The sequence below is a fragment of the Micromonospora carbonacea genome (genome assembly GCF_014205165.1).
GTDB lineage: Bacteria > Actinomycetota > Actinomycetes > Mycobacteriales > Micromonosporaceae > Micromonospora > Micromonospora carbonacea.
In genome coordinates this window covers 7,045,060-7,071,216 of sequence record NZ_JACHMZ010000001.1, presented here as the reverse complement: position 1 = coordinate 7,071,216, position 26,157 = coordinate 7,045,060, and the positions used below count along the sequence as shown (strand labels likewise).

Annotated in this window: 22 protein-coding genes; 14 read left to right on the top strand and 8 right to left on the bottom strand. The window is 76.0% G+C overall.

Annotated elements, in window-relative coordinates; all coding sequences use genetic code 11:
• Positions 1 to 208: 208 nt before the first annotated feature.
• The gene (locus tag HDA31_RS29770) at positions 209 to 1,366 is read left to right on the top strand and encodes an erythromycin esterase family protein (protein WP_178062729.1); all 1,158 of its coding nucleotides are present in this window, start codon (positions 209 to 211) and stop codon (positions 1,364 to 1,366) included.
• A 9-nt stretch (positions 1,367 to 1,375) separates the two neighbouring features.
• Here the strand turns inward: HDA31_RS29770 and HDA31_RS29765 are convergent, their stop codons facing one another.
• Positions 1,376 to 2,143 (bottom strand): HAD-IA family hydrolase, encoded by a 768-nt coding sequence (locus tag HDA31_RS29765; RefSeq protein WP_178062730.1) that lies wholly within the window; start codon positions 2,141 to 2,143, stop codon positions 1,376 to 1,378.
• 103 nt (positions 2,144 to 2,246) lie between these two features.
• Here HDA31_RS29765 and HDA31_RS29760 point away from each other — a divergent pair, with 103 nt between their 5' ends.
• Entirely contained in the window at positions 2,247 to 3,212 is a 966-nt protein-coding gene (locus HDA31_RS29760; protein ID WP_178066989.1) for an L-threonylcarbamoyladenylate synthase, read from the top strand.
• Positions 3,213 to 3,350: 138 nt separating this feature from the next.
• The gene (locus HDA31_RS29755; RefSeq protein ID WP_376701423.1) at positions 3,351 to 3,779 is read left to right on the top strand and encodes a CBS domain-containing protein; all 429 of its coding nucleotides are present in this window, start codon (positions 3,351 to 3,353) and stop codon (positions 3,777 to 3,779) included.
• Here HDA31_RS29755 and HDA31_RS29750 read toward each other — a convergent pair whose 3' ends face one another.
• Positions 3,780 to 8,258, bottom strand: a complete 4,479-nt coding sequence (locus HDA31_RS29750) for a cation-translocating P-type ATPase (protein ID WP_178066991.1) — start codon at positions 8,256 to 8,258, stop codon at positions 3,780 to 3,782.
• A gap of 249 nt (positions 8,259 to 8,507) precedes the next feature.
• Here HDA31_RS29750 and HDA31_RS29745 point away from each other — a divergent pair, with 249 nt between their 5' ends.
• The 4 genes from HDA31_RS29745 to HDA31_RS29730 all read left to right on the top strand — a co-directional run bounded on the left by HDA31_RS29745 (position 8,508) and on the right by HDA31_RS29730 (position 11,628).
• Positions 8,508 to 8,768, top strand: coding sequence for a hypothetical protein (locus tag HDA31_RS29745; RefSeq protein ID WP_176734916.1), 261 nt, complete (start codon positions 8,508 to 8,510; stop codon positions 8,766 to 8,768).
• A gap of 273 nt (positions 8,769 to 9,041) precedes the next feature.
• Positions 9,042 to 10,544 (top strand): MFS transporter, encoded by a 1,503-nt coding sequence (locus HDA31_RS29740; protein WP_376701476.1) that lies wholly within the window; start codon positions 9,042 to 9,044, stop codon positions 10,542 to 10,544.
• A 157-nt stretch (positions 10,545 to 10,701) separates the two neighbouring features.
• Complete coding sequence (locus HDA31_RS29735) at positions 10,702 to 10,896, top strand: hypothetical protein (RefSeq protein ID WP_074475710.1); 195 nt, start codon at positions 10,702 to 10,704, stop codon at positions 10,894 to 10,896.
• A gap of 171 nt (positions 10,897 to 11,067) precedes the next feature.
• Positions 11,068 to 11,628 carry a YbaK/EbsC family protein gene (locus HDA31_RS29730; protein WP_178062731.1) on the top strand — a complete coding sequence of 187 codons (561 nt, stop codon included), beginning with the start codon at positions 11,068 to 11,070 and terminating at the stop codon, positions 11,626 to 11,628.
• Between the two features lie 68 nt (positions 11,629 to 11,696).
• Here HDA31_RS29730 and HDA31_RS29725 read toward each other — a convergent pair whose 3' ends face one another.
• From HDA31_RS29725 to HDA31_RS29710, 4 genes are all read right to left on the bottom strand, one after another.
• Positions 11,697 to 12,323 carry a DsbA family oxidoreductase gene (locus HDA31_RS29725; protein ID WP_178062732.1) on the bottom strand — a complete coding sequence of 209 codons (627 nt, stop codon included), beginning with the start codon at positions 12,321 to 12,323 and terminating at the stop codon, positions 11,697 to 11,699.
• 20 nt (positions 12,324 to 12,343) lie between these two features.
• On the bottom strand, positions 12,344 to 12,772 hold the full coding sequence (locus tag HDA31_RS29720; RefSeq protein ID WP_178062733.1) for a SufE family protein: 429 nt from the start codon (positions 12,770 to 12,772) through the stop codon (positions 12,344 to 12,346).
• 119 nt (positions 12,773 to 12,891) lie between these two features.
• Positions 12,892 to 13,317: a CBS domain-containing protein gene (locus HDA31_RS29715; RefSeq protein ID WP_074475706.1), complete on the bottom strand. Its 426-nt coding sequence runs from the start codon at positions 13,315 to 13,317 to the stop codon at positions 12,892 to 12,894.
• A gap of 58 nt (positions 13,318 to 13,375) precedes the next feature.
• Positions 13,376 to 15,145 carry a proline--tRNA ligase gene (locus tag HDA31_RS29710; RefSeq protein ID WP_178062734.1) on the bottom strand — a complete coding sequence of 590 codons (1,770 nt, stop codon included), beginning with the start codon at positions 15,143 to 15,145 and terminating at the stop codon, positions 13,376 to 13,378.
• A gap of 219 nt (positions 15,146 to 15,364) precedes the next feature.
• Between HDA31_RS29710 and HDA31_RS29705 the strand changes: the two genes are divergently transcribed.
• The 4 genes from HDA31_RS29705 to HDA31_RS29690 all read left to right on the top strand — a co-directional run bounded on the left by HDA31_RS29705 (position 15,365) and on the right by HDA31_RS29690 (position 19,357).
• On the top strand, positions 15,365 to 16,132 hold the full coding sequence (locus tag HDA31_RS29705) for an SGNH/GDSL hydrolase family protein (protein WP_178062735.1): 768 nt from the start codon (positions 15,365 to 15,367) through the stop codon (positions 16,130 to 16,132).
• A gap of 1 nt (position 16,133) precedes the next feature.
• Positions 16,134 to 16,580: an imidazolonepropionase-like domain-containing protein gene (locus tag HDA31_RS29700; RefSeq protein ID WP_178062736.1), complete on the top strand. Its 447-nt coding sequence runs from the start codon at positions 16,134 to 16,136 to the stop codon at positions 16,578 to 16,580.
• 46 nt (positions 16,581 to 16,626) lie between these two features.
• Positions 16,627 to 17,529, top strand: coding sequence for a sulfurtransferase (locus tag HDA31_RS29695; RefSeq protein ID WP_178062737.1), 903 nt, complete (start codon positions 16,627 to 16,629; stop codon positions 17,527 to 17,529).
• 262 nt (positions 17,530 to 17,791) lie between these two features.
• Positions 17,792 to 19,357: an alpha/beta hydrolase gene (locus HDA31_RS29690; protein ID WP_376701475.1), complete on the top strand. Its 1,566-nt coding sequence runs from the start codon at positions 17,792 to 17,794 to the stop codon at positions 19,355 to 19,357.
• A gap of 44 nt (positions 19,358 to 19,401) precedes the next feature.
• Here HDA31_RS29690 and HDA31_RS29685 read toward each other — a convergent pair whose 3' ends face one another.
• Positions 19,402 to 19,824 (bottom strand): DUF7144 family membrane protein, encoded by a 423-nt coding sequence (locus tag HDA31_RS29685; RefSeq protein WP_178062738.1) that lies wholly within the window; start codon positions 19,822 to 19,824, stop codon positions 19,402 to 19,404.
• 493 nt (positions 19,825 to 20,317) lie between these two features.
• Here HDA31_RS29685 and HDA31_RS29680 point away from each other — a divergent pair, with 493 nt between their 5' ends.
• The 3 genes from HDA31_RS29680 to HDA31_RS29670 are packed head-to-tail and all read left to right on the top strand — an operon-like array spanning position 20,318 to position 25,631.
• Complete coding sequence (locus HDA31_RS29680) at positions 20,318 to 22,105, top strand: HSP90 family protein (protein WP_178062739.1); 1,788 nt, start codon at positions 20,318 to 20,320, stop codon at positions 22,103 to 22,105.
• Positions 22,106 to 22,114: 9 nt separating this feature from the next.
• Entirely contained in the window at positions 22,115 to 24,949 is a 2,835-nt protein-coding gene (locus tag HDA31_RS29675) for a hypothetical protein (protein WP_178062740.1), read from the top strand.
• A 52-nt stretch (positions 24,950 to 25,001) separates the two neighbouring features.
• Positions 25,002 to 25,631, top strand: a complete 630-nt coding sequence (locus tag HDA31_RS29670) for a TetR/AcrR family transcriptional regulator (RefSeq protein WP_178062741.1) — start codon at positions 25,002 to 25,004, stop codon at positions 25,629 to 25,631.
• 232 nt (positions 25,632 to 25,863) lie between these two features.
• Here the strand turns inward: HDA31_RS29670 and HDA31_RS29665 are convergent, their stop codons facing one another.
• On the bottom strand, positions 25,864 to 26,148 hold the full coding sequence (locus tag HDA31_RS29665; protein WP_246384245.1) for a hypothetical protein: 285 nt from the start codon (positions 26,146 to 26,148) through the stop codon (positions 25,864 to 25,866).
• Positions 26,149 to 26,157: the final 9 nt, after the last annotated feature.

The following is a 26,157-nucleotide window of genomic DNA, read 5'->3' as shown; positions in this document are numbered from 1 at the left end:
GACGAGAGGCGACACGGCGAGCAGGCCAGCGGCAGTCACCGACGCTGGCCGACAAGAGTCTTGATCTTTGCAAGGCAGGGGTTAGGGGTTCGAGTCCCCTGGGCTCCACTCAAAGTCGTGCAGCGCTGTGGTTGCCCTTGCTGCTCTCCGGTCCGAGGTTTCGCAAGGGCTTGACCTCAACGCACGTTCAACTGTGATGGTTCGTCGCATGAGCGAACAGGCAGGCGATCTCCAGCGGGCCGGACAGCGGCTTGCCTCCCTTGTCGACGGGGCCACGATCGTGGGCCTGGGCACCTCCACCCGCGCGGCGCACGAGCTCTTCGGCCTCGTCGAACACGCCACCCGCGCCCTGATCCGTCGCGGGTACCGGGTCGTCGCGGTGCTCGACAACCAGCGGGTCGGCGAGTTGTACGACGAGTTCGTCCGGGGCGCGGACATCGATCTCGACGCGGTGCTCGGTCAGGCGTGGGGCCCCTGGCGGACGACCGAGATGCGCGCGGCGCTCGGCTGGTTGCGCCGGCACAACCAGCGGCGGACGGATCCGGTGCGGATCGTCGCAGTCGGTGGGTCGCGGGTGCTGCCCGCCGACTACGACCGCGCCGTGGGGCTGCTCGCCCGGCTGGACGCGTCGACGGCGACGCGGGTCGAGGGGCTGTTCGACGTCATCCGCACCGCGCACGACAGCGGCGAACACGTCCAGCGTGCGCACGGCACCCACCCGGGTACGCCGTTCGTCGAACTCGCCCGGACCGCCCGCGATCTGGTCCTCGGACTCGACGGCGGCCCGGACCGTGACGAGGTGCTGCTGGTGCTCGACGCGATCGTGGAGCACCACGCCGACGCCATCGGTGCGGGGCACGACATGGTCCGGGAGGAGCGTTCCGCCGCCGACCGGCTCCTGGCGCACCAGCGGCGGACGGGCGAGCGCATCGTCCTCTGGGAGGGCAGTGCCCACGTCGCCGCGCATCGGGGGGTGATGCTGGGCGCTCATCTTCGGGCCGCCCTCGCCGACGGGTACGCCGCCGTCCATCTGGCCTTCGGCCGGGGGCGGATCCCGGGCATGGACCTGCCCGACCCGAGCCCGAACTCGCTGGAGAGGGCGCTGCTGGCCGGCGGCGCGGATGGCGTGCGGATCGTGGACCTGCGCTCGCCGGCTGCCGCCGAGGCCGCTGCGCTGCTCGATCGACCGGCGCGGACCCGGGTGGTCTCCGGCGTGTACGACCCTGGGCAGGACGAGAGGCACTACCTCGACCTGCCCTCGCCCCGCGAGAGTTTCGACGTCGTCGTGGTCGTCCCCACGGTCAGCGCGGTCCACCCACTCTCGGCGGCCACGGCGCGCGACGCGGCCGGTCGTCGGGACGAGTGACGGCGCCCGTCAGGCGGCCGGGTCGGTGACTCCGGCGTCGCGGAGCAGGGCCAGCAGGCCGTGGCCGTCCTCGACCACGGCGTCCGGGGCGAGCTCGGGCAGGGGCTCCTCGCGGTCGGTGCGCGGCGAGCGCATCAGCACCGCCGCCCCGGCTCCGGCGCGGCGGGCGCAGGCGACGTCGCGGTGCCGGCTGTCGCCGACGAACCAGCAGTCGGCGACCGGCACGCCGAGCGCCCGGGCGGCGAGCCGGGCCAGCTCCGGGTTCGGCTTACGCACGCCCGCCTCGTCGCTGTAGAGCTGCGCGGTGAACAGCGGGCCGAGGCCGGCGGCGGCCAGGAAGTCGCGGGGGGCGGCACCGCAGGTGGTGTTGCTGACGATCGCGAGCGGGAGGCCGGCGCGCGTGGCGGCGGCGAGGGCCGCGGGGATGCCGGGGCGCACGTCCCACTCGGGGTGCCACGTCCAGGCGTACGCCAGCGGGGTCGCCTCCCGGTCGACGGCGGCCCGGGCCGGTGCCGGCCAGCCGCCGGTGACGAACCTGGCCCACACCTGCCGGTGGCCCAGCTCGACGGGGTGCTCCCCGGCGCTCTCCTCGTCGCGCCACCGCCCGTACGCGTGGGCGCCGGCGGTCAGGTCGCGGGCGATCCGCTCGGCGGGGACCGCGCCGTCGACGAGCCGGAACAGCCGCTGGACCAGCTCGGGCGGGTCCGGTGGCGGTGACGGCGCGTCCGCGAGGACCCCACCGAAGTCGAGCAGGAGCGCACGCGGTGTCCGGAGCATGCCCGCATCCTTTCGTACCGGCGGGGAGAGGAGAAGGGGCGAGCCGCCGCCCCCGGGACGGGCAGGTTAGCGTCGGGGGGTGAGCACCGGATCCCCGCGCGTCCTGCCCGTCGAGAGCGGCATCGCCGAGGCGGCCTCGGTCCTGCGGGCCGGGGGGCTGGTGGCGTTTCCCACCGAGACCGTCTACGGGCTGGGCGCGAACGCCCTCGACGCCCGCGCGGCGGCCCGGATCTTCGAGGCGAAGCAGCGGCCGAGCTTCGATCCGCTCATCACCCACCTCGCCGACGCGGCCGACCTGGCCGGGCTGGTGGGGCCGGTGCCCGGGGTCGTGGCGGCGCTGGCCGAGCGGTTCTGGCCGGGGCCGCTGACGTTGATCGTGGACCGTCCCGCCGCGATCCCGCCGATCGTCACCTCGGGGCTGGAGTCGATGGCCGTGCGGGTGCCGGACGAGGCGTCCGCGAGGGCGCTGATCGCGGCGGCGGGAGTGCCGGTGGCCGCGCCGAGCGCCAACCGGTTCGGGCAGCTCAGCCCCACCCGCGTCGAGCACGTGGTGGCCGGGCTGGGCGGCGCGGTCGACGTGGTGCTCGACGGCGGGCCGACGCGCTGTGGCATCGAGTCGACCATCGTGGACGCCCGGGGCGGGCGGCCGGTGGTGTTGCGTCTCGGCGCGCTGCCGGTGGAGACCCTGGTCGAGGCGGTGGGCCCGGTGACCGTACGCCCGGGCAGTTCCGGCAAGCCGGTGGCACCCGGGACGCTGGCCGCGCACTACGCCCCGCGTACCCCGTTGCGGGTGGTGGACGGCGCGGAGCCGGCGGCCGGCGACGGTGCCCGGCGGGGTCTGCTGGCCTTCCGGGAGCGGCCGGCGGGCGGCGACTGGGCGGCGGTCGAGGTGCTGTCGCCCGGGGGTGACCTGACGGTGGCGGCGGCCCGGCTCTTCGACGCGCTGCACCGGCTCGACGCGGCCGGGGTGGCGGAGATCGTCGCGGAGCGGGTGCCGGACGTCGGGGTGGGGCGGGCGGTCAACGACCGGTTGGGTCGGGCGGCGGCGACCTGGCGGTCGGACGGCTGACGCGGGGCGGTCGGGCGGGCCCTCGCGGCGGTCGGGTCGCGCATGGGCCGGCGGGGCGGTCGGGTCGCGCATGGGCCGGCGGGGCCGGGGTAGGAGAAGCGGCGGCGACCCCTGGACACCCTCCCGGAAGTGAGGTGCGTGCCGACGCCGACCGCACGCGACATCATGACCAGCGACGTGACCTGCGTCAGCGAGCAGGACGACCTCCGGACGGCCGCCCGGCAGATGGCCCGGCTGGGCGTGGGTGCGCTGCCGATCCGCGGCGACGACAACCGGCTCACGGGCATGCTGACCGATCGGGACATCGTGGTGAAGGTGCTGGCCGAGGGCCGGGACCCGGCCATGGTGACGGCGGGCGAGCTGGCCCAGGGCGAGGCGGTGACGATCGACGCGGACGACGACGCCGCGGAGGTCCTGCGCACGATGGGTCGGCACCGGGTGCGCCGGCTGCCGGTCGTCGACGGCCACGACCTCGTCGGCATCGTCGCCGTCGCCGACGTGGCCCGGGCGCTGCCCGAGGGGGCGGTGGGCGATCTGATCGAGGCCATCTCCGAGCGCACGCTGTGATCAGGTGTGAGAAGGGGACCCTTCTCGACCGGAGGCGTTAACAAGGGGCCCTTCCTTACTCAGGAGGCGGGTGAGGGTGCCGTTGGCCAGGGTCGCGCCGAGCGCCGAGCCCGCCGCGATGCTCCAGCCGACCGGCCCGAGCGGGGTGCAGCCGAAGAACTGGCTGACCCCCGGCGTCTGCACCACGAGCACCAGCGCCCCGACGGAGGCGGCGGTCGACACGAGCACCGTGGGGCTGGTGCCGCCGGCCAGCACCGTCTGCCCGAGCTGGGTGCCGACGAGCGAGGCGAGCGCGACCGTGCCGGCCCGCCGTCGTCGCCCCGTGTACCGGGCGAGCGTCCAGCCCATCGTCGCGCCCAGCGTGGTGGACGCCGCCCGCAGCGCGATCTCCCGGGTCAGTGTCTCGCCGAGGGAGCTGTCCGGGCCCTCCCGCAGCAGGTGGTCGGCGTGGCCGTCGGCGGGTGGCCGGACCGCGATGGCCAGCGCCGGCGCCAGGTCGGTGAGCAGGTTGACCAGGAGCAACTGCCGACCGTTGAGCGCGGACCGGCCGGTGCTGGCCGCACTCAGCACGCTGAACGCGATCTCGCCGAGGTTGCCGCCGACGAGGATGCTCAGCGCGTGCCGGACGGATGACCACATGGCCCGTCCCTCGACGAGGGTGGCGATGATGGTCTCCAGCCGGTCGTCGGTGACCACCAGGTCGGCGGCGGCGCGGGCGGCGGGGGTGCCCCGCTGGCCGAGGGCGATGCCGACGTCGGCGAGCCGGATCGCCGGGGCGTCGTTGGCCCCGTCGCCGGTCATCGCCACGGTCCGGCCGTTGCGCTGCAACGCCTGGATGATGCGTACCTTGTGGGCGGGGGTGCAGCGGGCCACCACGTCGGTGCGGGTCAGTCGTTCGGCGAGCGCGTCGTCGTCGAGCCGGTCCAGGTCGGTGGCGGTGGCCACCCGCTGTTCGCCGTGGTCGGGGCTGATGGTGGCGGCGATCGCCTCGGCCGTCGCCGGGTGGTCCCCGGTGATCATGATGGTGTGTACGCCGGCCTGCCGGATCCGGCGGACGGCGGGCGCGGCGGACTCGCGTACCCCGTCGGCGATCGCCAGCAGGCCGACGAAGACGAGGCCGGTCACGTCGTCGTCGGTCACCGTCTCGGCGGTGACGGGACGCTCGGCTACGGCCAAGACGCGGTGCCCGGCGCCGGCCCGCTCGGCGAGCATCCGGTGCAGCTCGGCCCGGCCGGCGTCGTCCAGTGGCCGGTCGTGCCCGTCGGCGGCGCGCCGGGCTGCGCAGCGGGGCACCACCGTCTCCGGGGCGCCCTTGACGCTGAGCAGCAGCCCGACGCGGGCCCGGCCGACGGTGGCGTGGTAGCCCCGGGACGGTTCGAACGGCAGGCCCCCCGCCGCCTGCCAGTCGTCGGCACCGGTGCGCTCGTCGACCCCGGCCGCCGCCGCGCCCCGGCGTACCGCCCGGTCGGTCTGCTGGGGCAGCTCGTCGGGGTCGCCGGCCGGGGTGGCGCGCAGCGCGGTGGCCAGGGTCGTCCGCAGCGGCCCGTCCAGCGCCTCCGGCGCGGCGTACCGGGTGCCGCTGCCGTCGCCGACGCCGGCGAGCAGCAGCTTGCCCTCGGTGAGGGTGCCGGTCTTGTCGAAGCACAGCACGTCGACGCGGCCCAGCGCCTCGATGGTGCGGGGGTTGCGGACCAGCGCGCCGTGCTCGGCCAGCCGCCGGGCGGCGGCGAGCTGGGCGGCGCTGACCAGGAACGGCAGGCCCTCCGGCACCGACGCCACCGCCAGGTTCGCGGCGGTCGCCGCCGTCTCCGCCAGGGGTACGCCGCGCAGCAGTCCCGCCCCGGCCACCGCCACCGCCGATCCGGCGGCCAACGGGACGGCCGACCTGGTGAGGTTGCCGAGCCGGGCCTCCACCCCGCTGGCCGGGGGCGACTGCCGGGCCAGCGCGAGGCTGCGTCCCGCCTCGGTGTCCGCGCCGGTGGCGACGACGACGGCGGTGCCGTGGCCGGTGGCGACGGTGGTGCCCTCGTACAGCATGGAACGCCGGTCGGCGACGGCGGCGGCGACCACCGGGTCGGTGGACTTGCCCACCGGCAGCGACTCGCCGGTCAGCGACGACTCGTCCGCCTCCAGCCCGTCCGTGGCGAGCAGCCGGCAGTCGGCCGGCACGGCGTCGCCGGGCCCGAGGACGATCACGTCACCGCGGACCAGTTCCTCGGCGGCGACGGTCCGTTCCGTGCCGCCCCGGCGGACCAGGGCGGTGACCGCCGAACGGGACAGCAACTCGGCCAGCGACCGTTCGGTGTTGCGCTGGTGGACGGCCCCGACCAGGGCGGACCCGCCGACCACCCCGCCGACGAGGGCCGCGTCGACGAGCGAACCGAAGCTCGCGGAGAGCACCGCGCCGGCGGCGAGCACGGGGGTGAGCGGGTTGGCCAACTCGTCGACGAACGCGCGCAGCAGCCCGGACTGGCCCGGCGTGTCCCCGGTGCGGCCGGCCAGGCGGCGTTGCGCCTCGGCGTCGTCGAGGCCGGCGGGGCCGGTGCCGAGCTGGTGGAGCACCGCGTCGGCCGGCATCAGGTGCCACGCGGTCGGGGCCGGCGGCGCGCTGTCGGCCCGGTCCGGCAGCCGGCCCGCCCGCCACACGCCGTTGAGGAAGGCCAGGGCGGCGGCCCCGTTCACGGCGGCCAGCGTCCGGCCCGGGAGCTGCCGGGGGTCGGCGGTGAACGCGCCGAGCGCGCCGAGCCCGGTGCCGGCCAGGGACAGCCGGATGTTCTGCGCGGTCATCCGGTGGGCCACCCCCACCGCCTCGATGATCAGGGCGGCGACCCGCAGGTCGGTGCCCACCAGCAGGTGCGCCCCCCACGGCGGCAGGTCGTCGGGCCCGGCCACCCCGAGCCCGCAGTCCGACGCACCCAGCGCCGCCCGGTCGGCGGAGAGCAGCAGCACCACCGCGCCGTCGCGCTGCAACTGGCGCACGGTGTCGACGGTCCGCGGGCCGCCGGGCAGGACGGCGTCGGCGAAGGCGTACCGGCCGTCGTCGTCTCCGGCGACCACCAGCCGCAGGCCGGCCTGCCGGGCGGCGGTGGGCAGGGCGTCCATGCCGGGGGCGGGCTCCGGTTCCACCCGGAGCAGCGCGACGAGGCGGTCCGCCTCGGCGAGGCCGAGCAGCGTGCCGCCGCCGGAGCGCAGCCGTCGGCTGTCGTCGGTGTCGCCCGGGTCGGTCGCGCCGACGGCGTCCAGCGGGCCGAGCCGCCACCCGTCGGCCCGCCGCACCTGGCCGGGGGTGGCCGGGTCGAACAGCGCGAAGGCGCGGGCGGCCACCTGCCCGGTGTCCGCCCCGGACAGCGGGGCGAGGTCGGCGAGGACCGCCCGCTGCGAGCCGAGCACGGCGGCGTCCAGCACCACCGTGTCGATCCGGTCGAGTTCCCGCAGCACGCTGCGGTCCATGGCGATGACGCCGCGCCGGGCGAGCATGCGGCCGAGTTGGGCGGCGTACCCCTCGCGGCCGCTGCCCGGGGCCTTGGGCAGGCTGGAGAGCCCGAGCGCGGCGGCCCGTTTGCCCCCGAGCACCGGCACCGCCGCCGCCCCGGCCGCCGTGCCCGCCGAGAGCATCCGGGCGACGAAGCGCTCGACGGGACCGTCCGGCTTCGCGTTCGGGCGTTCGGCCGTCGGGACCCGGGCGACGGCCCGGTCCGGGTCGCCGGTGAGCCGGGGCTCCGCCTTCGCCCAGGCTCTGAGCTGGGCGTGGGCCTCGCCCCACTGCACGACGCGCTGCGCGCCGTCCAGCACGATCCCGGCCCAGCCGCCGGTGAGGCCCTGCACGACCGCCTCGGCGAGCGGGAAGAGGATGTCGGCGCGCGGGTCGGCGCGCAGTCCCCGCCCGGCGAGGGCGTGCAGCTTGGGGTGCAGGTCGACGGCGGTGAGCAGGCCGGACACCTCGCCCGGGACCGGGGTGAACGGCAGGATCCGGGTGGCCGCCGAGATGGTCAGGCCGAGCGCGTCCGAGGCGAGCGCGCCGAGGGTGCGGGGGGTGCGCGGCCCGTCCTCGGGCGGGTGCGGGGGTGGGATCTCCGGGTCGGGCTCGTGGTCGCAGGTGCGTTCGCAGCGGGCGATCGTGGTGATGAGGTCGCGCAGCTTCGGCTCCGGATCCTCGACGGCCACGACCACGCGGCCGGAGGGCGAGTTCACCCGGGCCCAGGCGACCCCGGGCAGCCGTTCCAGCGTGCGTTCCACCTGGCGGGCGAGCCGGTCCCCGCCGTCCTGGCCGACGCCGTGCACCTCGATGTGGTGGCGGCCCGGCCGGGACCAGACCCGGCGACTGGTCAGGCCGGCCGCCCGGGCCAGCCGGGTCGCGGTGCCGCCGACGCTCCGGGACGCGTCACCCACCAGGTGCGGCACCGTCCGGGTCGCGTCGCCGACCAGGGGCATCGTCACCGACGGCAGGAGGCGGCCGGCGAGCCGGCCCAGCGAGGTCATCGAGCGGTACGGCCGGAGCGCCGCCGCCGGGCTCTCCCGGTGCCGCCGCTGCTCCCGCCGTACGCCATCTCGCCTCCCCCGCTCGGTCCCGGCGGGCTGACTTCCCGCCCGCCCGGGCGTCATGCCCCCTTCGTCCGGGAATTTCTTCGGCGCTGCGGGCGAAAGCTGCTCCGTCGCCGGCATGGACGCGGCCGACGGTGGAACGCGGCTCGGGTCATGGCCAGCGCGGACGACACAGGGGAGGCCGGGATGAGCACGATCACGCGACACCTCAGCGGGGCGCACGAGATGGTGCGGACGTACAGCCGGCGGGTGGAGGTGCCGATGCTGGGCGAGGTGGCCGTGCCGCCGCCCGACAAGATCGCCTACTACGCGGGCCTCGGGGTGCTCGCCGCGCTCCAGGTCATCGAGTGGCCGCTCGCGCTGGTCATCACCGCCGGGCACCTGCTCGCCGACCAGCACCTGTCCGGGCTGGCGAAGGGGGTCGGGGAGGCGCTGGAGTCCGCCTGATCCGCGCGACGCCCCTCCCCGGGGGCCCGCGCGACGTCCTCCTGGTGGGCCGCTCGTGTTCCCGGGTGCCGCCCTTCGTGGCGTGGACCGCTCGCGGGGTGTGAGAGCCCGGTCACGTCCGGCTTGACCTGAATCCGGGTTGAGGTCGCAGGCTGGGCGCATGCTTATCGAACTGCTGAGGATCGAGGCGAGCCGGGAACGACCGGCCGGCGATCGGCGGCGGAAGCCTCCGGTCGCGCCACCGGCGTGGGTCTTCCGCACGGCCGGCCGGCGGTGACCGCCCTCGCGCCCCCGGCCGCCCCGGAGCACCTGTTCGCCCCCGCGCTGCGCGCCATGACGGTGGGCGTGGTGGCCCTGGTGTCGCTGCTGGCCTTCGAGGCGCTGGCCGTCGGCACCGCCATGCCGACCGTCGCCCGCAGCCTCGACGGGCTGTCCCTCTACGGGCTCGCGTTCGGCGGCGCGTTCGCCTCCGGCGTGGTGGGGATGGTGGTCTCCGGGGTGTGGTGCGACGCGCGCGGCCCCCGGGCACCGGTGTGGCACGGGGTGGCCTGGTTCGTGGCCGGACTGCTCATCGCCGGCACCACGTCGACGATGGGCGTGCTCGTGGCGGGCCGGATGGTGCAGGGCTTCGGCTCGGGCCTGCTGTCGGTGGCCCTCTACGTGGTGGTGGGGCGGGCGTACCCGGAGGCGCTGCACCGGCGCATCTTCGCCGCGTTCGCGGCCGCGTGGGTGGTTCCGTCGCTGGTCGGGCCGGCGATCGCCGGGCTCGTCGTCGAGCACCTCGGCTGGCGGTGGGTCTTCCTGGCGGTGCCGGCGGTGGCGGTGCCGGCGCTGCTGCTCGTCCAGCCGGGCCTGCGCAGCCTCGCACCGTCCGCCGTCACCCGCCCGTCGACCGGCGCGGGGGCCCGGGTCGGCTGGGCCTTCGGGGCGGGGGCGAGCGCCGCACTGCTGCACTACGGGGGGCAGCAGCGCGGCGTGCTCGCGGTCGGTCTGGTCGGTGCCGCGCTGGCGGGCCTGCTCTGCTGCGCCCCACGCCTGCTGCCGGCCGGTTTCCTGCGGGCCGGGCGGGGCCTGCCCACGGTGGTGGGGCTGCGCGGGCTGGCCTCGGCCGCGTTCGCCGGCGCGGAGGTGGTGATCCCGCTGATGCTCTCCCGGGAGCGCGGGCTCACGCCGACCGGCGCGGGCCTGGTCCTGACCGTGGGCGCGCTCTCCTGGTCGGCCGGCTCCTGGTTGCAGGGCCGGCTGCCCGCGCCCGGCTCCGCAAAGTCCGCGCCCGGCTCCGCAGCGCCCGCGCCCGGCTCCGCAGCGCCTGTCACGGCACCGGTCTCCCGGCGCGGTCTCCTGCCCGGGCTGCGGGGCCGGCTCGCGCCCCGGTCGTCCGCCACGCTGGTGCGCGCCGGGCTGGCGTGCATCACCGGCGGGACCGCCACGGTGGCGCTCGCGGTGTGGCCGGCGGTGCCGCTGGCGGTGTGCGTGCTCGGCTGGGCCGCCGCCGGGCTCGGGATGGGGCTGCTCTACCCGTCGTTGTCGGTGCTCACCCTGGAGCTGTCCGCCCCGGGCGAGCAGGGCCGCAACAGCTCCTCCCTGCAACTGGGCGACTCGCTGTTCGCGGCGACCGTGCTGGCGCTGACCGGTGCGGTGCTCGCGGCGAGCGCCCATCCCGGCCGGTCGAGCTACGCGGCGACCCTGGTCCTGGCGGCGGCCCTGGCGGGGCTGGGCGTCCTGCTCGCCGGCCGGGTCGTTCCGGCGGGGCCGGCGGCGCGCTCCCTGCCGTGAGCCCCGGGCGGCGAGCCGCCCGGCGGGCGGGCGGCCCCGCCACCGCCGCGACCCCGACGGGCACCCGGAACCTGGGCGGACCACCTCGCCGCCACGTACGGGGGAACCGACCGTAGATGAGAAGTCCCCCCGTTCGACGTCTGCCTACCGTGTCGCCATGTTGGTCCTCGTCTCCACCGTGATCCTCTACGTCGCCGGCTTCGTCTTCCTCTACGGGGTGATCCGGCTCGCCGTACGGCACGCCCTCGAAGACCTGGAGGCCCGCCGGCCCGGCCTGCTGCGCTCCCAGGAGGTCGCCGCCGCGCAGGACCGGACGTTCGTCCGGGAGAACCCGTTCGTCGCGAACGGCTGACCCGGCGCCGGTCCCCACGGGGGGCGGGGCCGGACGACTCCCCCGGCGGGGCGGGGGGACGCACCGCGGGGCCGGTCCGGGCACGGGGCTGGACCGGCCCCGCGGTGCCATCACCTGTGGTGGGCGTCCCACGGGCGGGTGGCGTCCGGGGGTGCGAGGATCACAGCCGTGATGGGAACGCTGAAGACCGAGCCCGCCCGGAACCGATCGGACCTGCTGGCGTCGCCGGTGGCCGCCGCGCTCGGGCAGTGGCCCGCCGACGCGCCGGTGGACGTCGATCAGGTGCTGGTCGCGCCGATCGACGCGGACCTCGCCGACACCGCCGCGTTCTGCGCCGCGTACGGGGTGGGGCTGGAGGTGTCGGCCAACTGCGTCGTGATCGCCGGGAAGCGCGGGAGCGAGACCCGGTACGCCGCCTGTGTCGTCCTCGCCACCACCCGCGCCGACGTCAACGGGGTGGCCCGCAGGGCGTTGGACGTGCGCAAGGCGAGCTTCGCCCCGATGGCCGAGGCGGTGGAGCTGACGGGCATGGAGTACGGCGGGATCACCCCGATCGGGCTGCCCGGGGACTGGCCGATCCTGGTCGACGCGCGGGTGGTCGCCGCACCGCACGTGATCGTCGGCTCCGGCGTGCGGCACAGCAAGATCGCCCTGCCCGGGCCGGCGCTCGGCGCGCTCCCCGGTGCCCGGGTGGTGGAGGGGCTGGCCAGGCCCGCCCAGCCCACGGCGTAGCTCGATGTCGTTTCACGTGGAACGAGGTCGACGCTGATCGTTGGCCGCCCGGGTCGTGACCCTGCGCGTCAGGCTTCGCGCTGCTCGACCTCGCGCAGGGCGGCGAGCAGGGTCTCCGGCTCCTGCGCGCCGGTGACGGCGTACTTCCCGGCCAGCACGAAGGTCGGCACGCTGGAGACGCCGAGCTCGCGCGCGGCGGCCAGGTCGGCGGCCACCTCGGGGCGGCCGAGGTTCGAATCCAGATGTTCCCGGGCCTCGGTCTCGTCCAGGCCCACCGCGGTGGCCAGCCTCACCAGGGCGTCCCGCGAGCCGATGTCGACACCGTCGGCGAAGTGCGCCCGGTAGAGCGCCTCGACCAGCTCGGCGGAGCGGCCCCGCTCGGCGGCGAACCGGATCAGCCGGTGCGCCTCGAAGGTGTTGGCGTGCACCGCCCGGTCGAAGCGCATGTCGAGCCCCACACCGGCGGCGACCCGGGTCACCTGGGCGAACATGCCCTCGGCCCGCTCCCGGCCACCGAACTTCGCGGCCAGCGCCTCCACCAGCGGCTTCGGCTCGGGAACCGGCGACGGGTCGAGCTGGAACGGCCGGTACCGGACGGTCACCTCACCGTCGTACGACTCCAGCGCCTGTTCCAGCCGGCGCTTGCCGATCCAGCACCAGGGGCAGACGACGTCGGCGTAGATCTCGATCTCCATGACCAGCGACAACCCGTCGATCAGGAGATCTGTTCCCGGACCTGGCGCTTGAGTCGGGCCAGGATGGCCGTGCCGCCCCGGACCCGCAGCGGGCTGATCGCCTGCGCCAGCCCCATCCGCTGGTAGAGGTCGTCCGGCACGGCGAGCACCTCGGCGGCGCTCGCCCCGGCCAGCCCCTCGGCGAGGATGCCGGCGAAGGCGCGCGTCGTCGGCGCCTCCGGCGGGCAGTCGAACCAGGTGGTCACCGTCCGGTCCGGGTTGACCTCGGCGCGCAGGAAGAACGCGGTCTGGCACTCGGGAACCTGCTCCATGCCCTCCCGGCCGGCGAGTTCCTCGGGCAGCGGCGGGATGACGTCGGCGTATTCCAGCAGCATCTCCAGCACCACGTCGCGGGGTGCTGCGGCGAACTCGTCGACGATCTCGGCCAGCTTGGTCGGCATCTCGGGCATGCCCGTCAGGCTACCGACGGTCGGGCGACGGCAGCCCGACGGTGGTATCGGCGGCAGCCCGACGGTGGTTAAGAAGGGGCCCCTGCCCTACCGGAGGCGTTAACAGGGGGCCCCTCCTTTCACACGGTCGGGGCCTGCTCGCTGATCTCGCTCAGCGCCGAGTTGGGGTCGAGCTGCATGGCGAGGTCGCCGAGGGAGACGATGCCGACGAGCTTGCGTTCGCCGTCGCACACCAGAATGCGTCGGATGCCGCGTTCCCGCATCAGCGCCGCGGCCTCCCCGGCGGTCGCGTGCTGCTCGATCATCACCACCTCCCGGGTGATGACCGAACCGATCGTGGTGGTGGCCGGGTCGCTGCGCTCGGCCACCGCCCGGACCACGATGTCGCGGTCGGTCAGCATGCCGGCGAGGCTCGCGCCGTCGGTGACCACCACGTCGCCGATGTCCGCCTCCTTCATCACCCTGGCCGCCTCGTCCAGGGTGGTCTCCGCGGGCAGGTAGACCACCTGCCTGGTCATCACGTCGCTGACCCGGTAACCGGTCATCTGAGCCTCCGAATACACACCTGTGCCGATCGGTAACCGGTACCCAGTGCGCCGCCCGCTACACCAGTTCGCCCCGGGCGCGTAGCGCCTCGTCGCGCAGCCGGTCGACCAGCCCCGCCAGCGGCAGCTCGGTCCGCTCGCCGGTGGCCCGGTCACGCAGCTCGACGTACCCGTCGGCGAGGCGGCGGCCGACCACGACGGCGCGCGGGACGCCGATCAGCTCGGCGTCGGTGAACTTCACCCCGGCGGAGACGTGCGTGCGGTCGTCGACCAGCACCCGCAGGCCGGCGGCGGCGAGGCGTCCGCCCAGCTCCAGCGCCGCGTCGAACTGCGGCCCCTTCCCCGCCGCCACCAGGTGTACGTCGCACGGGGCGACCGCCGCCGGCCACACCAGGCCCCGGTCGTCGTGGTGCTGCTCGGCGATCGCGGCGACCGCCCGGGACACCCCGATGCCGTAGCAGCCCATGGTGGGGCGGACCGGCTTGCCGGCCGGGCCGAGCACGTCGACGGCGAACGCGTCCGTGTAGCGCCGGCCGAGCTGGAAGATGTGCCCGATCTCGATCCCGCGCCGCATGGTCACGGTGCCGGAGTCGCAGGCGGGGCAGGGGTCGCCCGCGCGCACCTCGGCCGCCTCGACGGTCCCGTCCGGGGTGAAGTCCCGGCCGCAGACCACGTCGGTGGCGTGCCGGCCCGGCTCGTTGGCCCCGGTCAGCCAGGCCGTCCCGGGGGCCACCCGGGGATCGACGAGATAGCGGACGCCGAGCCCGGCCAGCCGCTGCGGCCCGATGTACCCGCGTACCAGCTCCGGGCGGGCGGCCCAGTCGTCGAAGACCGCCACGGTGGCCGGGGCGAGCGCCGCCCCGACCCGCTTCAGGTCCACCTCGCGGTCCCCGGGCAGGCCCACCACCAGCAGCTCGGTCTCGGCCGCGCCCGGCCGGCGTACGGTCAGCACGACGTTCTTCAGGGTGTCGGCGGCCGTCCAGTCGGCGCGGCCGGCGAGCCGGCGGGTGTTCGCCAGGTCCACGAGCGCGGCGATGGTCGGCGTCTGCGGGGTGTCGTGCACGGCCGACGCCGGGTGCGCGTCGGGGTCGCCGGCCGCCGGGGGCCGGGTGACGACCGCCTCGGTGTTGGCCGCGTGGTCGCAGGCGGTGCAGCCGACGAAGGTGTCCTCGCCGACGTCCGTGGCGGCCAGGAACTCCTCCGACGCCGAGCCGCCCATCGCTCCGGACGTCGCGTGGACCACCGTGTACTCCAGCCCGAGCCGGTCGAAGATCCGCCGGTACGCCGCCCGGTGCCGGCCGTAGGCGGCCTGGAGCCCGGCGTCGTCCAGGTCGAACGAGTACGCGTCCTTCATCAGGAACTCGCGTCCGCGCAGCAGCCCGGCGCGGGGGCGGGCCTCGTCGCGGAACTTCGTCTGCACCTGGAACAGCGTCACCGGGAAGTCCCGGTAGGACGTGAACAGGTCCTTCACCAGCAGCGCGGCCAGCTCCTCGTGGGTCGGGGCGAGCAGGTGCTCCGCGCCGCGGCGGTCGGCGAGGGTGAAGATGTCGTCGCCGTACTCGGTCCACCGGCCGCTGGTGCGGTAGGGCTCGGCCGGCAGCAGCGCCGGGAAGTGCACCTCCTGGTCGCCGATGGCGGTCATCTCGCCGCGGACGATCTCGGTGACCCGGTCCAGCACCAGCTTGCCCAGCGGCAGCCAGGTGTAGCCGCCCGGGGCGGCGCGACGGACGTAGCCGGCGCGCAGCAGGAGCCGGTGGCTCGGCACCTCCGCGTCCGCCGGGTCCTCGCGCAGGGTCCGGAGCAGCAGGGTCGACATGCGCAACAACATCAGCGCAGCGTACGGCCGCGGTGACCGGTCGGGCGACGCGGTTTGCGGCGGGCCGGGCCGCCGAGGCCGCGCCGCCGTCGATGAACTCCCTCACGTTCCCGGTGCCGGGACGATGTGCGCGGGTGGCCGGTGCCAGACTGTCTGACGTTGAGCAGGGGCCCCAGCACAACCGGATGCGTTAACAGGGGGCCCTTCCTTGCTGGCGAGGCGGAGGGTTCGGTGGGCTGGCGCAGTTTCGTGGCGGTGGGGGACAGCTTCACCGAGGGCATGGACGACGCGTACCCGGACGGCACCTACCGGGGCTGGGCGGACCTGGTGGCCACCCGGCTCGCCGCCGAGGCCGGCCCCGACTTCCGGTACGCGAACCTGGCGATCCGGGGCCGGCTCTTCCCCAACGTGGTGGCCGAGCAGGTGCCGGCGGCGCTGGCGATGAAGCCCGACCTGATCAGCTTCGCGGCCGGCGGCAACGACGTGCTGCGCCGCACCTTCGACCCCGACGCGCTGATCGCCCGCTTCGACGACGTGGTCCAACAGCTCCGTTCCGGGGGCGCGGACGTGGTGCTGTTCCGGTTCGCCGACCTGATGGCCCGGCTGCCCGGGCAGCGGCTCGTCGCGCCCCGGGTGAACGTGCTCAACCGGGCCGTCGGGGAGACCGCCGAGCGGCACGGCGCGATCATGGTCGACCTCTACGCCGACGACGCCTTCGGAAACCCGATGTTGTGGAGCGCCGACCGGCTGCACCTGTCGGCGGCGGGGCACCGGCGGGTCGCCGCGCAGGTGCTGAGCGCCCTCGGCGTCGGCTGCGACGAGGACTGGCTGCTGGTCCCGCCGCACCCCGCGCCGACGCCGTGGCTGGCCGCCCGCGCCGCCGACCTGCGCTGGGCGGGCCAGCATCTCGCCCCGTGGGTCAAGCGCCGGCTCACCGGCCGCTCGTCCGGCGACACCGTCACCGCGAAGCGGCCCGTGCTCGGCCCGGTCGCCGACTGACGTGCGGACCATCCACGCCGCGCCGCTGCTGCGGCGCACCCTCGACGACCGGCCGGTCGTCGAGGGTGCGGTGCTGGTGACGGGGGACCGGATCGAGGCGGTGGCGTCGGCCGGCGAGCTGACGGCCGCGTACCCGGGGGCGCGGGTGCGGCGGTGGGCCGGCGTGCTCGGGCCGGCGCTGGTGCACGACGGGCCGCTGCCGCCCGCACCGACCCCGCGCGAACGGGTGCACGCCCTGTTCCGGCTCGGGGCCGCCGCGGCGCTCGCCGATCAGGTGACCGACCCCGGGGTGCGGGCCGCCGCCGCCCGCAACGGGGTCGCGCTGCTCGCGTCCGCCCGCCCGCCCGAGCTGGCCGCCGGCGGCCGGGCCGACCTGGCCGTCTTCGCCGACGACGGGAGCTGCCTCGCCACGGTGGTCGCCGGCCGCCTCGTGCACCGCCGCGCCTGACCGCGACCGTCACCCTGGGGTGGGGGAACCGGCGTAGGTTGGGGTCATGCCTGTGCCGAGTGATCCGAACCCCCGCCTCCAGTCGTACGCCGACCCGCAGCGGCTCGTCACCACCGACTGGCTCGCCGAGCACCTCGGCGACGAGGGCCTCGTCGTGGTCGAGTCCGACGAGGACGTGCTGCTCTACGACACCGGGCACATCCCGGGCGCCGTGAAGGTCGACTGGCACACCGAGCTCAACGACCAGGTGACCCGGGACTACCTGGACGCGGCCAGCTTCGCCGAGCTGTGCGCCGCCAAGGGCATCGGCCGCGACGACACGGTCGTCTTCTACGGCGACAACTTCAACTGGTGGGCGGCGTACGCGCTCTGGGTCTTCTCCCTCTTCGGCCACGCCGACGTGCGGCTGCTCGACGGCGGCCGGCAGAAGTGGGTCGCCGAGGGGCGGGAGCTGACCCGGGAGAAGGTCACCCGGCCGCGCGCCGCGTACCCGGTGCCGGAGCGCAACGACGCGCCGATCCGGGCGTACCGGGAGCAGGTGATGGCGCACGTCGCCGCCGGCCGGCCGCTGGTGGACGTGCGCTCGCCGGGCGAGTACACGGGCGAGATGCTGCACATGCCGGACTATCCGCAGGAGGGCGCGCTGCGCGGCGGGCACATCCCGGGCGCGGTGAGCAAGCCGTGGAAGTCGGCGGCGAACGACGACGGCACCTTCAAGTCGGCCGACGAGCTGCGGGCCATCTACGCCGACCAGCTCGGGCTGAGCCCGTCCGACGACGTGGTGGCGTACTGCCGGATCGGCGAGCGGTCCAGCCACACCTGGTTCGTGCTGCACCACCTGCTCGGCTACCCGCAGGTGCGCAACTACGACGGCTCGTGGACCGAGTGGGGCAACCTGGTGCGGGCCCCCGTCGTGAAGGGCGACCAGCCGGGCGGCCTGGCCGGCTGACCTGCCGCCGGGGCGCGACCCGCCGTCCCTGTCCCGGGCACGACCAGCGGCCCGGGACGGGGACGGCGACGGCCCGGTCGGGTCCTCCGGTGGGCAATGTGCCGGATGCGCCGACACCGGGCCCGCCACCGGTGGAACCTGCGAGAGGAGCAGGATCCGCGACGGTGGCGAGGAGGCCGGGTTGACCCTGGATCGCAGGCTCGTCGCGCTGCTCGTGCTGACCGCCGTGTTCCCGGCGGTCGAGGCCACCGTCCTGGTCGCCATGGGCTTCGTGGCGGCCGAGGGGATCGCGCCCCAGGTGAGTGCCGTCTGGCCGTACGACACGTACCACGACCTGCGGTGGCTGTTCGTCTACCACCAGTGGTGGCCGGAGTTCGTCCTCTGGCTGGTCTACGTGGCGCTCACCCGGGGCGCGCTGACCACCGTCCTCGTCGTGCTGGCCTGGCCGGTCGAGGTGGTGCCCCGGCCGCCCGTACGCCAGCTTTTGAAGCGCAACGTCGGCATCTCCGTGGCGGTCACGGTCCTCGTCGTGCCGTGGGCGGTGATCTCGGTGGCCGCGTCGGTGGTGGCGCTGTCCTGGGTGCTGCTCGCGTCCCTGCTGCCGATGTTCCTGCTCGCGCCGTTCCTGCAACGGGCCGCCGCCGTCGGGCCGTGGTGGCGGGGGTTGCCCTCGCTGTCCCTGGTGGGGTGGACGCTGCTGAACTTCGTGGTGCTCACGATGGCCGGGGCGGTGGCGTGGAGCGTGCCCGGCTGGTGGACGGTGCCGGTGGCAGCGGCGGCGGGCGTGCTCAACGGCGTGCTGTGGAACCGGACGGTACGGGCGGCGGTGCTCGCGCCCCGGCTGCGGTGGGCCCGGGTGCCGGTGGCCCCGATCGCGGCGCTGCTGGCGCTCGTCGTGCCGCTGCTGATCCCGTCGCTGGTCAGCACGGTGCCCGGCAACCAGTTGCGCACCGAGGACGTGCTGCTCACCCGGCCGCTGCCGGCGGGGGTCACCGAGGCGGTGGTGGTGCTGGCCGGCTACGGCTCGGCGTACGGGGGCGAGCAGCCCCGCGACCCGAGGGTGGAACGGTTCTCCTATCGGGGGCTGGGCCCCGACGGCCGTCCCCTGCCCTACCGGCCGCAGGACACCACCATCTCGGTGGCGGACAGTGTCGGGCTGCTCGCCGCGCAGGTGGAGCGGCTGCACCGGCGTACCGGCCGGAAGGTGGCCCTGGTCGGGGAGAGCGAGGGGGCGGTCGTGGCCCGCACCTACCTCGCCCGGCGGCCCCATCCGGCGGTGGACGCGCTTGTCATGTTCAGTCCGCTGATCAACGCCGGCCGGGCCTACTACCCGCCGCGGGGGCGGGAGCACGGGTGGGGCGTGGTCACCGGCTGGACGCTGCGGGCCATGTTCGGGCTGGGGCGGCTGGCCGGCGCGCCCGGCAACGGGCCGGACGAGCCGTTCATCCGGTCGCTGCTCGACGACGCGCCGTTCTACCGCAACCAGCTCATGTGCCCGGTGCCCGGTGTGCGGATCGTCGCCTTCCTGCCGTACACGACGGCCGCCGAGGCGCCGCCGGGCGACTACGCCGGCATCCCGGTCTTCCAGACGCCGGGCGTGCACGGCGGCCTGCTCAACCGGTCCCTCGTCCAGGACCGGCTGGTCAACTTCCTCCGTGGCGAGCCGGTCCAGCGGACCCGGCGGGAGTATTCCCTGTTCCAGCGGCTCGGGGCCGCCTGGCAGGCGCCCCCGCTGGCGATCTCGGCCAACCCGGTGTGGGAGGAGAGCGAGCAGCCGGACCCGGCGCTGACCGGCAAGGTCTGCCAGCCGACCCGGGAACCCGGGTAGCGCCGGTGCTCGGGCCCGACCGGCCCGGTGAGCCGGTGCGGTGGTCAGGCGCGCGTCGGCGAGCGCCGCTGCCGCAGCACCAGGCGGGCGGCGGCCAGGGCCAGCCCGAGGACGATCAGCACCCGGAGCGGGTGGTAGGTCAGGATCAGCAGGTGCGTCGCGACGGCTGCGGCGACGGCGAACAGCGCGAGCCGGGCGGACCAGCGCCGGCCCAGCGGGACGAGCGCCCCCGCCACCACCAGCAGCACCCCGGCGGCGAGGCTCGCCCAGGCCCAGCCGGTGACGTCGTAGTGGTACATCGCGCCGCCCTCGATGGAGACGTACGGGTCGCCGACGAGGTCGCCGACGCCGGCCAGCACGTCGAAGACGCCCGCCCCGCCGAGCAGGATCCCCGCCAGCACCAGCGGGCGTTCGTTCGTGCCGCCGTCGACCACGGTGCCCCCCGTCCGGCCGTTCCCGAGGGCCACGGCCCGGCCGTTTCCCCGGATTCGGCTCCGCCCCCTCTGGGCTTCAGGCTAGGGGCCGCCCGGCCGGGTGTCCCCCGATCAGCGGGGGGAGCCGGGGTCGACTCCCCGCAGGGTCCGCCAGCCGACGGCGGCGGCCACCGAGAACACCGAGGCGGCCCCCCCAGGCGACGGGCGGCATCCCGTACGTGTGCCCGGCGAGCCCGGCCAACGTCGCCCCGACGGGCGCGGTCACCAGCCCGGCCAGCACCAGGCGCAGCACGGGCAGCGTGCCGAACCGCCCGGCCGGAAGTGCAAGATCGCCGCTTGGGGGTGGGCGGCGAACCCGGCAGGCAGAGGAGCAGGAGGGTGGAGAGGGCGAAGGTCGGGGCGTCCACGGCGAAGGGGAGCGGTACGGGTCACCGGTCGAGGGTCAAGTTCCGGGCGAATGGGGGCAGCCGGGCGTCGGTGATCACCGGTACGGTGGGCGCCGGCATCGGACCGGGGAGCAGCAGCGTTGGACCGCACCTTCCAGGTCGACCTCCGGGGTGTGGTCGACCTGCTCAGTCATCACCTGTACGGCAGCCCACGGGTCTACGTCCGTGAGCTGATGCAGAACGCCGTCGACGCGATCACCGCGCGCCGGGCGGGCGAGCCCGACGCCCCGGCGCTGGTGCGGATCTTCCCGCCCGAGCTGACCGGCGACGGGACGCTGCGGGTGCACGACACCGGCATCGGCCTCACCGAGGCGCAGGTGCACGAGCTGCTGGCCACCATCGGCCGCAGCTCCAAGCGCGACGAGCTGGGCTTCTCCCGGCACGAGTTCCTCGGCCAGTTCGGCATCGGGCTGCTCTCCTGCTTCCTGGTGGCCGACGAGATCCGGGTGGTCACCCGGCACGCCGACGAGCCGACGGTGCTCTGGACGGGCTACGCCGACGGCCGGTACGCCGTCGAGGTCGCCCCGGCGGCCCAGCAGCGCCCGGAGATCGGGACGACGGTGACGCTGGTCCCGCGCCGCGACGCCGATCAGTGGTTCGCCACCGCGACCGTCACCGAGCTGGCCCGGCTCTACGGGTCGCTGCTGCCGGTCACCGTGCGGGTCGGCGACACGGTCACCACCACCGGCGGGCCGCCCTGGCCGACCGCACCGGGCACGGGCGTCGACCGGCCGGCCCTGACCCGCTACGCCCGGCAGCTCCTCGGCGTCGACCCGTTCGACGTGGTGCCGCTGTCGGTGCCCGAGGCTGGCCTGACCGGCGTCGCGTTCATCCTGCCGACCCCGGTGAACCCGGCGGCCCGCGCCGGCCACCGGGTCTACCTCAAGCGGATGCTGCTCACCGAGCACGCCGACGGGCTGCTGCCCGACTGGGCGTTCTTCGCCCACTGCGTGATCGACGCCGGCGAGCTCCGGCCCACCGCCAGCCGCGAGGCGCTCTACGAGGACGCCCTGCTCACCGCCACCCGGGAGGCCCTCGGCGAGCAGGTGCGCGGCTGGCTGGTCCGGCTGGCCCGGCACGACCCGCGCCGGCTCGGCGAGTTCCTCCAGGTGCACCACCTCGGCGTGAAGGCGCTCGCCGTGCACGACGACGAGATGCTCCGCCTGGTCGACCGGTGGTGGCCGATGGAGACCAACGTCGGCACCCTCACCCTGGCCGAGTTCCGGCAGCGCCACGGCGTGCTCCGGTACGCGGCCAGCCTGGACGAGTTCCGCCAGCTCGCCGCCGTCGCCGCCGCGCAGGACCTGGCGGTGGTCAACGCGGGCTACACCTACGACACGGAGCTGATCGAGCGGCTGCCGACGGTGGACCGGTCGGTGCTCATCGAGCGGCTGGAGCCGAGCGACCTGACCACCCGCTTCGACGCCGTCGACCCGGCCGTCGAGTTGGCGCTGCGGCCGTTCCTCGCCGCGGCGCAGCGGGCCCTGGAGCGGCTCGGTTGCGAGGTGGTGGTGCGGGCGTACGACCCGGTGTCGCTGCCCGCGCTCTACCTGGTCAGCCGGTCGGCGGCGTTCAACGACCAGCTCGCCGCGACGCGGGACGCCGCCGACGAGCTGTGGGGCGGGGTGCTCGACGCGCTCGCCGCTTCCGCCCCGCCGGACCGCCCGCAGCTCGTGCTCAACCACCGCAACCCGCTGGTCCGCCGGGTCACCACCCTCGACGACCCGGAGCTGGTCGGGCTCGCCGTCGAGGCGCTGTACGGGCAGGCCCTGCTGCTCGGGCACCACCCGATCCGCGCGGCCGACGCCGCGCTGCTGAACAGTTCCTTCCTCGGCCTGCTCGGCCGGGCCGTACCGGGACGGGAGTGAGTGGCACCGATGAGTGACGACGAGCTGTGGCGGATGCTGCACGACAGCGGCGACATGCCGTACGGCGCCGGGCGCACGGCCGCCCTGGAGCAGCTGCTGCGCCGCGCCGACACCGGCGACGACCGGCACCTGGCGTTCGCCGTGCGGATGCACGCCACCACCGCGTACGTCTACGGCGGCGAGCCGGCGAAGTCCTTCGTCACCTTCTCCTGGTGCCTGGCCGAGTTCGACCGGGACCCGCAGCCCTACCACGAGCGCTACGCCCACCAGCTCCTCTGGCACTTCAAGTACATGGTCAACGCCATGCTGAAGTTCCCCGAGCTGCCGTTGGACCGCACCTACGCGGTGCTCGACGACATGCAGCGCCGGTACGCCAACGCGGGGCACAGCCTCCAGGCCGTGCACAAGCACCGCTACCTGGTCGCCGACCACGTGGGCGACGCCGAGGCCGCCGAGCGGTGGTACCAGGAGTGGCTGACCGCCCCGCGCGACGAGCTGTCCGACTGCGCCGGCTGCGATCCCACCACCCAGGTCGCCCACCTGGCCCACGCGGGCCGGCACGACGAGGCGGCGGCGGTGGCAGAGCCGGTCCTCGCCGGCCGGCTGACCTGCACGGAGCAGCCGCAGGCGATCCTCACCGCGCTGCTGCTGCCCTACCTCCGCTCGGGGCGGGGCGACGCGGCGCGGGACGCGCACCGGGAGGCGTACCGGCGGCTGCGGGGCAACCTGTCGGACCTGTGGGACATCGGCGACCACGTCGAGTTCTGCACGCTGACCGGCAACGAGGCGCGGGCCGTGGAGATCGTCGAGCGGCACCTCGACTGGCTGGACCGCGCACCCACCCCGGCCGCCGCGATGCACTTCGCGGCCGCCGCCGCCGCCGCGTTGCGCCGCGCCGCCGCAGCCGGCGACGTCACCCTGCACCGGCGGGCGGCCGGCGACCGGCCGGCGGGCGAGGTGTCCGCCGCCGCTCTCGCCGCCGAGCTGACCGACACGGCGACCGCGCTGGCCGCGCGGTTCGACGCCCGCAACGGCACGACCCACCAGTCGGAGTGGATCGCCCGGCGGCTGGCCGCCGCCCCCGACGGCGAGCACCTGCCGCTGTCGGCCAGCCTCCGCCGCCGCCCGAGCCGCCGGCCCGAGCCGCCGGCGACGCCGGCCCCGGCGGCCACCGTGCCGGCCGGGGCCACCGCCGACGAGCTGCTCGACCTGGCCGACGAGCGCTGGCGTACGCACGACCGGGCGGGCTTCGCCGCCGCGCTGGCCGCCTACGACGAGCGGTTCGGGGCGACCGGGCAGCCGCCCCGGACGGCGGCGCGGCGGCTGGAGCTGCGGGCCGGCGAGCTGACCGACGCCGACGGCCCGCAGGCGGCGCAGGAGGCGAACCGGGCGGCGCTGGCCGCGTACCGGGAACTGCCGGACCCGGTGCGGGAGCAGGTGGTCGCCGGCCGGCTCGGCGCGCTGCTCTGCCTCACCGGCGACGGCGAGGAGGGGCTGGCGCTGGCGCGGGACGCCGCCGACTTCCTCGCCGGGCACGGCGACGCCCGGGAGCGGGCCGCCGCGCACGACCGGCTCGCCCTCGCCCTGGCGCACCTCCACCGCTGGGAGGAGGCGCTGGCCGCCGCCGACCGGGCCGCCGCCGAGGCCGACGTCGACCCGTGGCTGGCCGCCCGGGTGGCGCTGCACCGCGCGCACGTGCTGGAGGAACTGGAGCGGCCGGCGGAGTTCCGGGCGGCGGCCGAGCTGGCCCGCCGGCTCGCCCGCGAGGTGGGCGTGGGTGAGCTGGTCACCGCCGCCACCCTGGCGTACGCGCGGGCGACGGACGACCCGGCCGAGCGGGTGGCCGCCTGCGACGAGGCGCTGGAGACGGCCCCGGCGCAGGCCCGGCTGCCGGTGCGGGTGTTCCGGGCGCGGGCCCTGCTGGGCGCGGACCGGGCGGCCGAGGCGGTGGAGGACTTCGCCGAGGCGGTGACCCTCTGCGTGGAGCAGGGCGCCGACGGGGACGCCTTCCTGCGCTGGGAGCTGGCGAACGCCTACCGGGCGGCGGGGCGGCCGGCGGAGGCGGCCGAGGTGGCGGAGGAGGCGGTGCTCGGGCTGGACCGGCTCGGGGCGCAGGCCGAGGCGGACCGCTGCCGGCACCTGCTGGCCGGGATCTACGTCGACCTCGGTGAGCTGGAGCCAGCGTTGGCCCTGCTGGACCAGCTCGCCCGCAACCTCGACGGCCCCGACAACCTGCCGCACCGGGCGCAGGTGCTGGAGGAGGCCGGGGGCCTGCTCTACGACGCCGACCGGGACGCGCTGGCCGCGCAGCGGTTCGCCGAGGCGGCCACCGCCTACCGGCTGGCCGGCGCGCCGGTCGACGAGCTGCGCGCCCGCCGCCGGGAGGCGGACGCCCTGAACTGGTCCGGGGACGTGCCGGCGGCGGTGCGTGCCGTCGGGGTGGTGGACGGGCTCGCCGCCGCGCTGACCGGTCGGCCGGAGGTGCCGCCGGTGGTGACGTACGAGGCGGCGCTCGCGGCGGAGGTCGGTGCCCGGGTGCTGGCCGCCGACGACCGGCCGGACGACGGGCTGGACCGGCTGGTCGGGGTGCCGGCCCGGCTGCGGTCGATCGAGGCGTTCGGCGAGGCGGCCCGGGTGGAGCTGCTCGGTGGCGAGCTGCTGATGCGCGCGGGCCGGCCGGGCGAGGCGGAGCCGCGCCTGCGGGAGGTGCTCGGCGGCCTGCCCCCGGGCTCCCGGCCGGCGTCCCAGGCGGCGTGGCTGCTCGCCCGGGTGCTCGACGAGCTGGGCCGCCCGGATGAGGCGGAGGCGGTCCGGGCGGAGCACGGCCTGGGCGACGACGACTGACGGGGCCGACCGGCGGGTAACCTAGGCACCCGGGCGGGTCTACGCTTGCCGGGTGACGGTGGAACAGCGGGCACGGGGAGCGGCGAGCGGCGTGGCGGGCACTGGCAGGAGACGGTCGCGGCGGGACGAGATCCTGGAGATCGCGGTCGGGCTCTTCGCCGCGCGGGGCTACCACGGCGTGTCGATGGACGACATCGGCGCGGCGGCGGGCGTCACCGGCCCGGCCCTCTACCACCACTTCGCCGGCAAGGAGGCGATGCTGGCCGCCGCGCTGATCCCGGTCAGCGAGGGGCTGCTCGACGGCGGGCGGGAACGGGTCACCGGCCGCTCCGACGACCCGCGCGGGGTGCTGGAGTCGCTGATCGACTTCCACGTCGAGTTCGCGCTGGCCAATCCGGCCGTGATCGCCCTGCACCTGCACGAGCTGGACCGGCTGCCGGACGAGCCGCGCCGCCGCATCCGCCGGCTCCAGCGGCTCTACGTGGAGCAGTGGGTGACGGTGCTGACCGCGCTGCACCCGGGCCTGCCCGACGGCGAGGCGCGGGTGCTGGCGCACGCCGCGTTCGGCCTGATGAACTCGACGCCGTTCCTCGGCGGCGAGGTGGACCGGCAGCGGCGGGCCGCGCTGCTGCGCGCCGCCACGCTGGCCGCCCTCCTCGCCGAGGCCGACGCCGACGCCTGAGCCCCTGCTCCGCGCCGGGCTCGACCGGGACAAGTCGCTCCGCGCCGGGCTCGACCGGGACAAGTCGCTCCGCGCCGGGCTCGACCGGGACAAGATCACGCTCGATCAGGGAAACAGTGGTCTCGTTCCCCGGCGGAGGCCACTCTTTCCAGGATCGAGCACGACCTTCGGCCTGCGCCGCCCCGTATGTCGGGTATATCGACCCGGGCCCTGGCCTCATCGCTCCGGGCGGTCAGTGGCGCTCGGTTCGGTGGGGGCGCGTCGGGGAGAGCCAGCCGAGGAAGCGGGCGTGCATCGCGGCCCTGTCGGGTCGGCCGCCGAGCCGGTACATGTCGTCCATGGCATCCCGCATCGCGGCGGCCAGGTAGAACGCGAGCGCGACGCTGTGGCCGTGGAACTCGGTGGGCAGGTCGAGCCGCGCGGGCGGGCAGGGCCACTGGGCGGCGCAGACCCGGCAGAGCCAGGCGGGACGCATCGGTAGGTGCCGGCGGGGCAGCACGGCACCAGCGCGGGGCACCGGGGGACC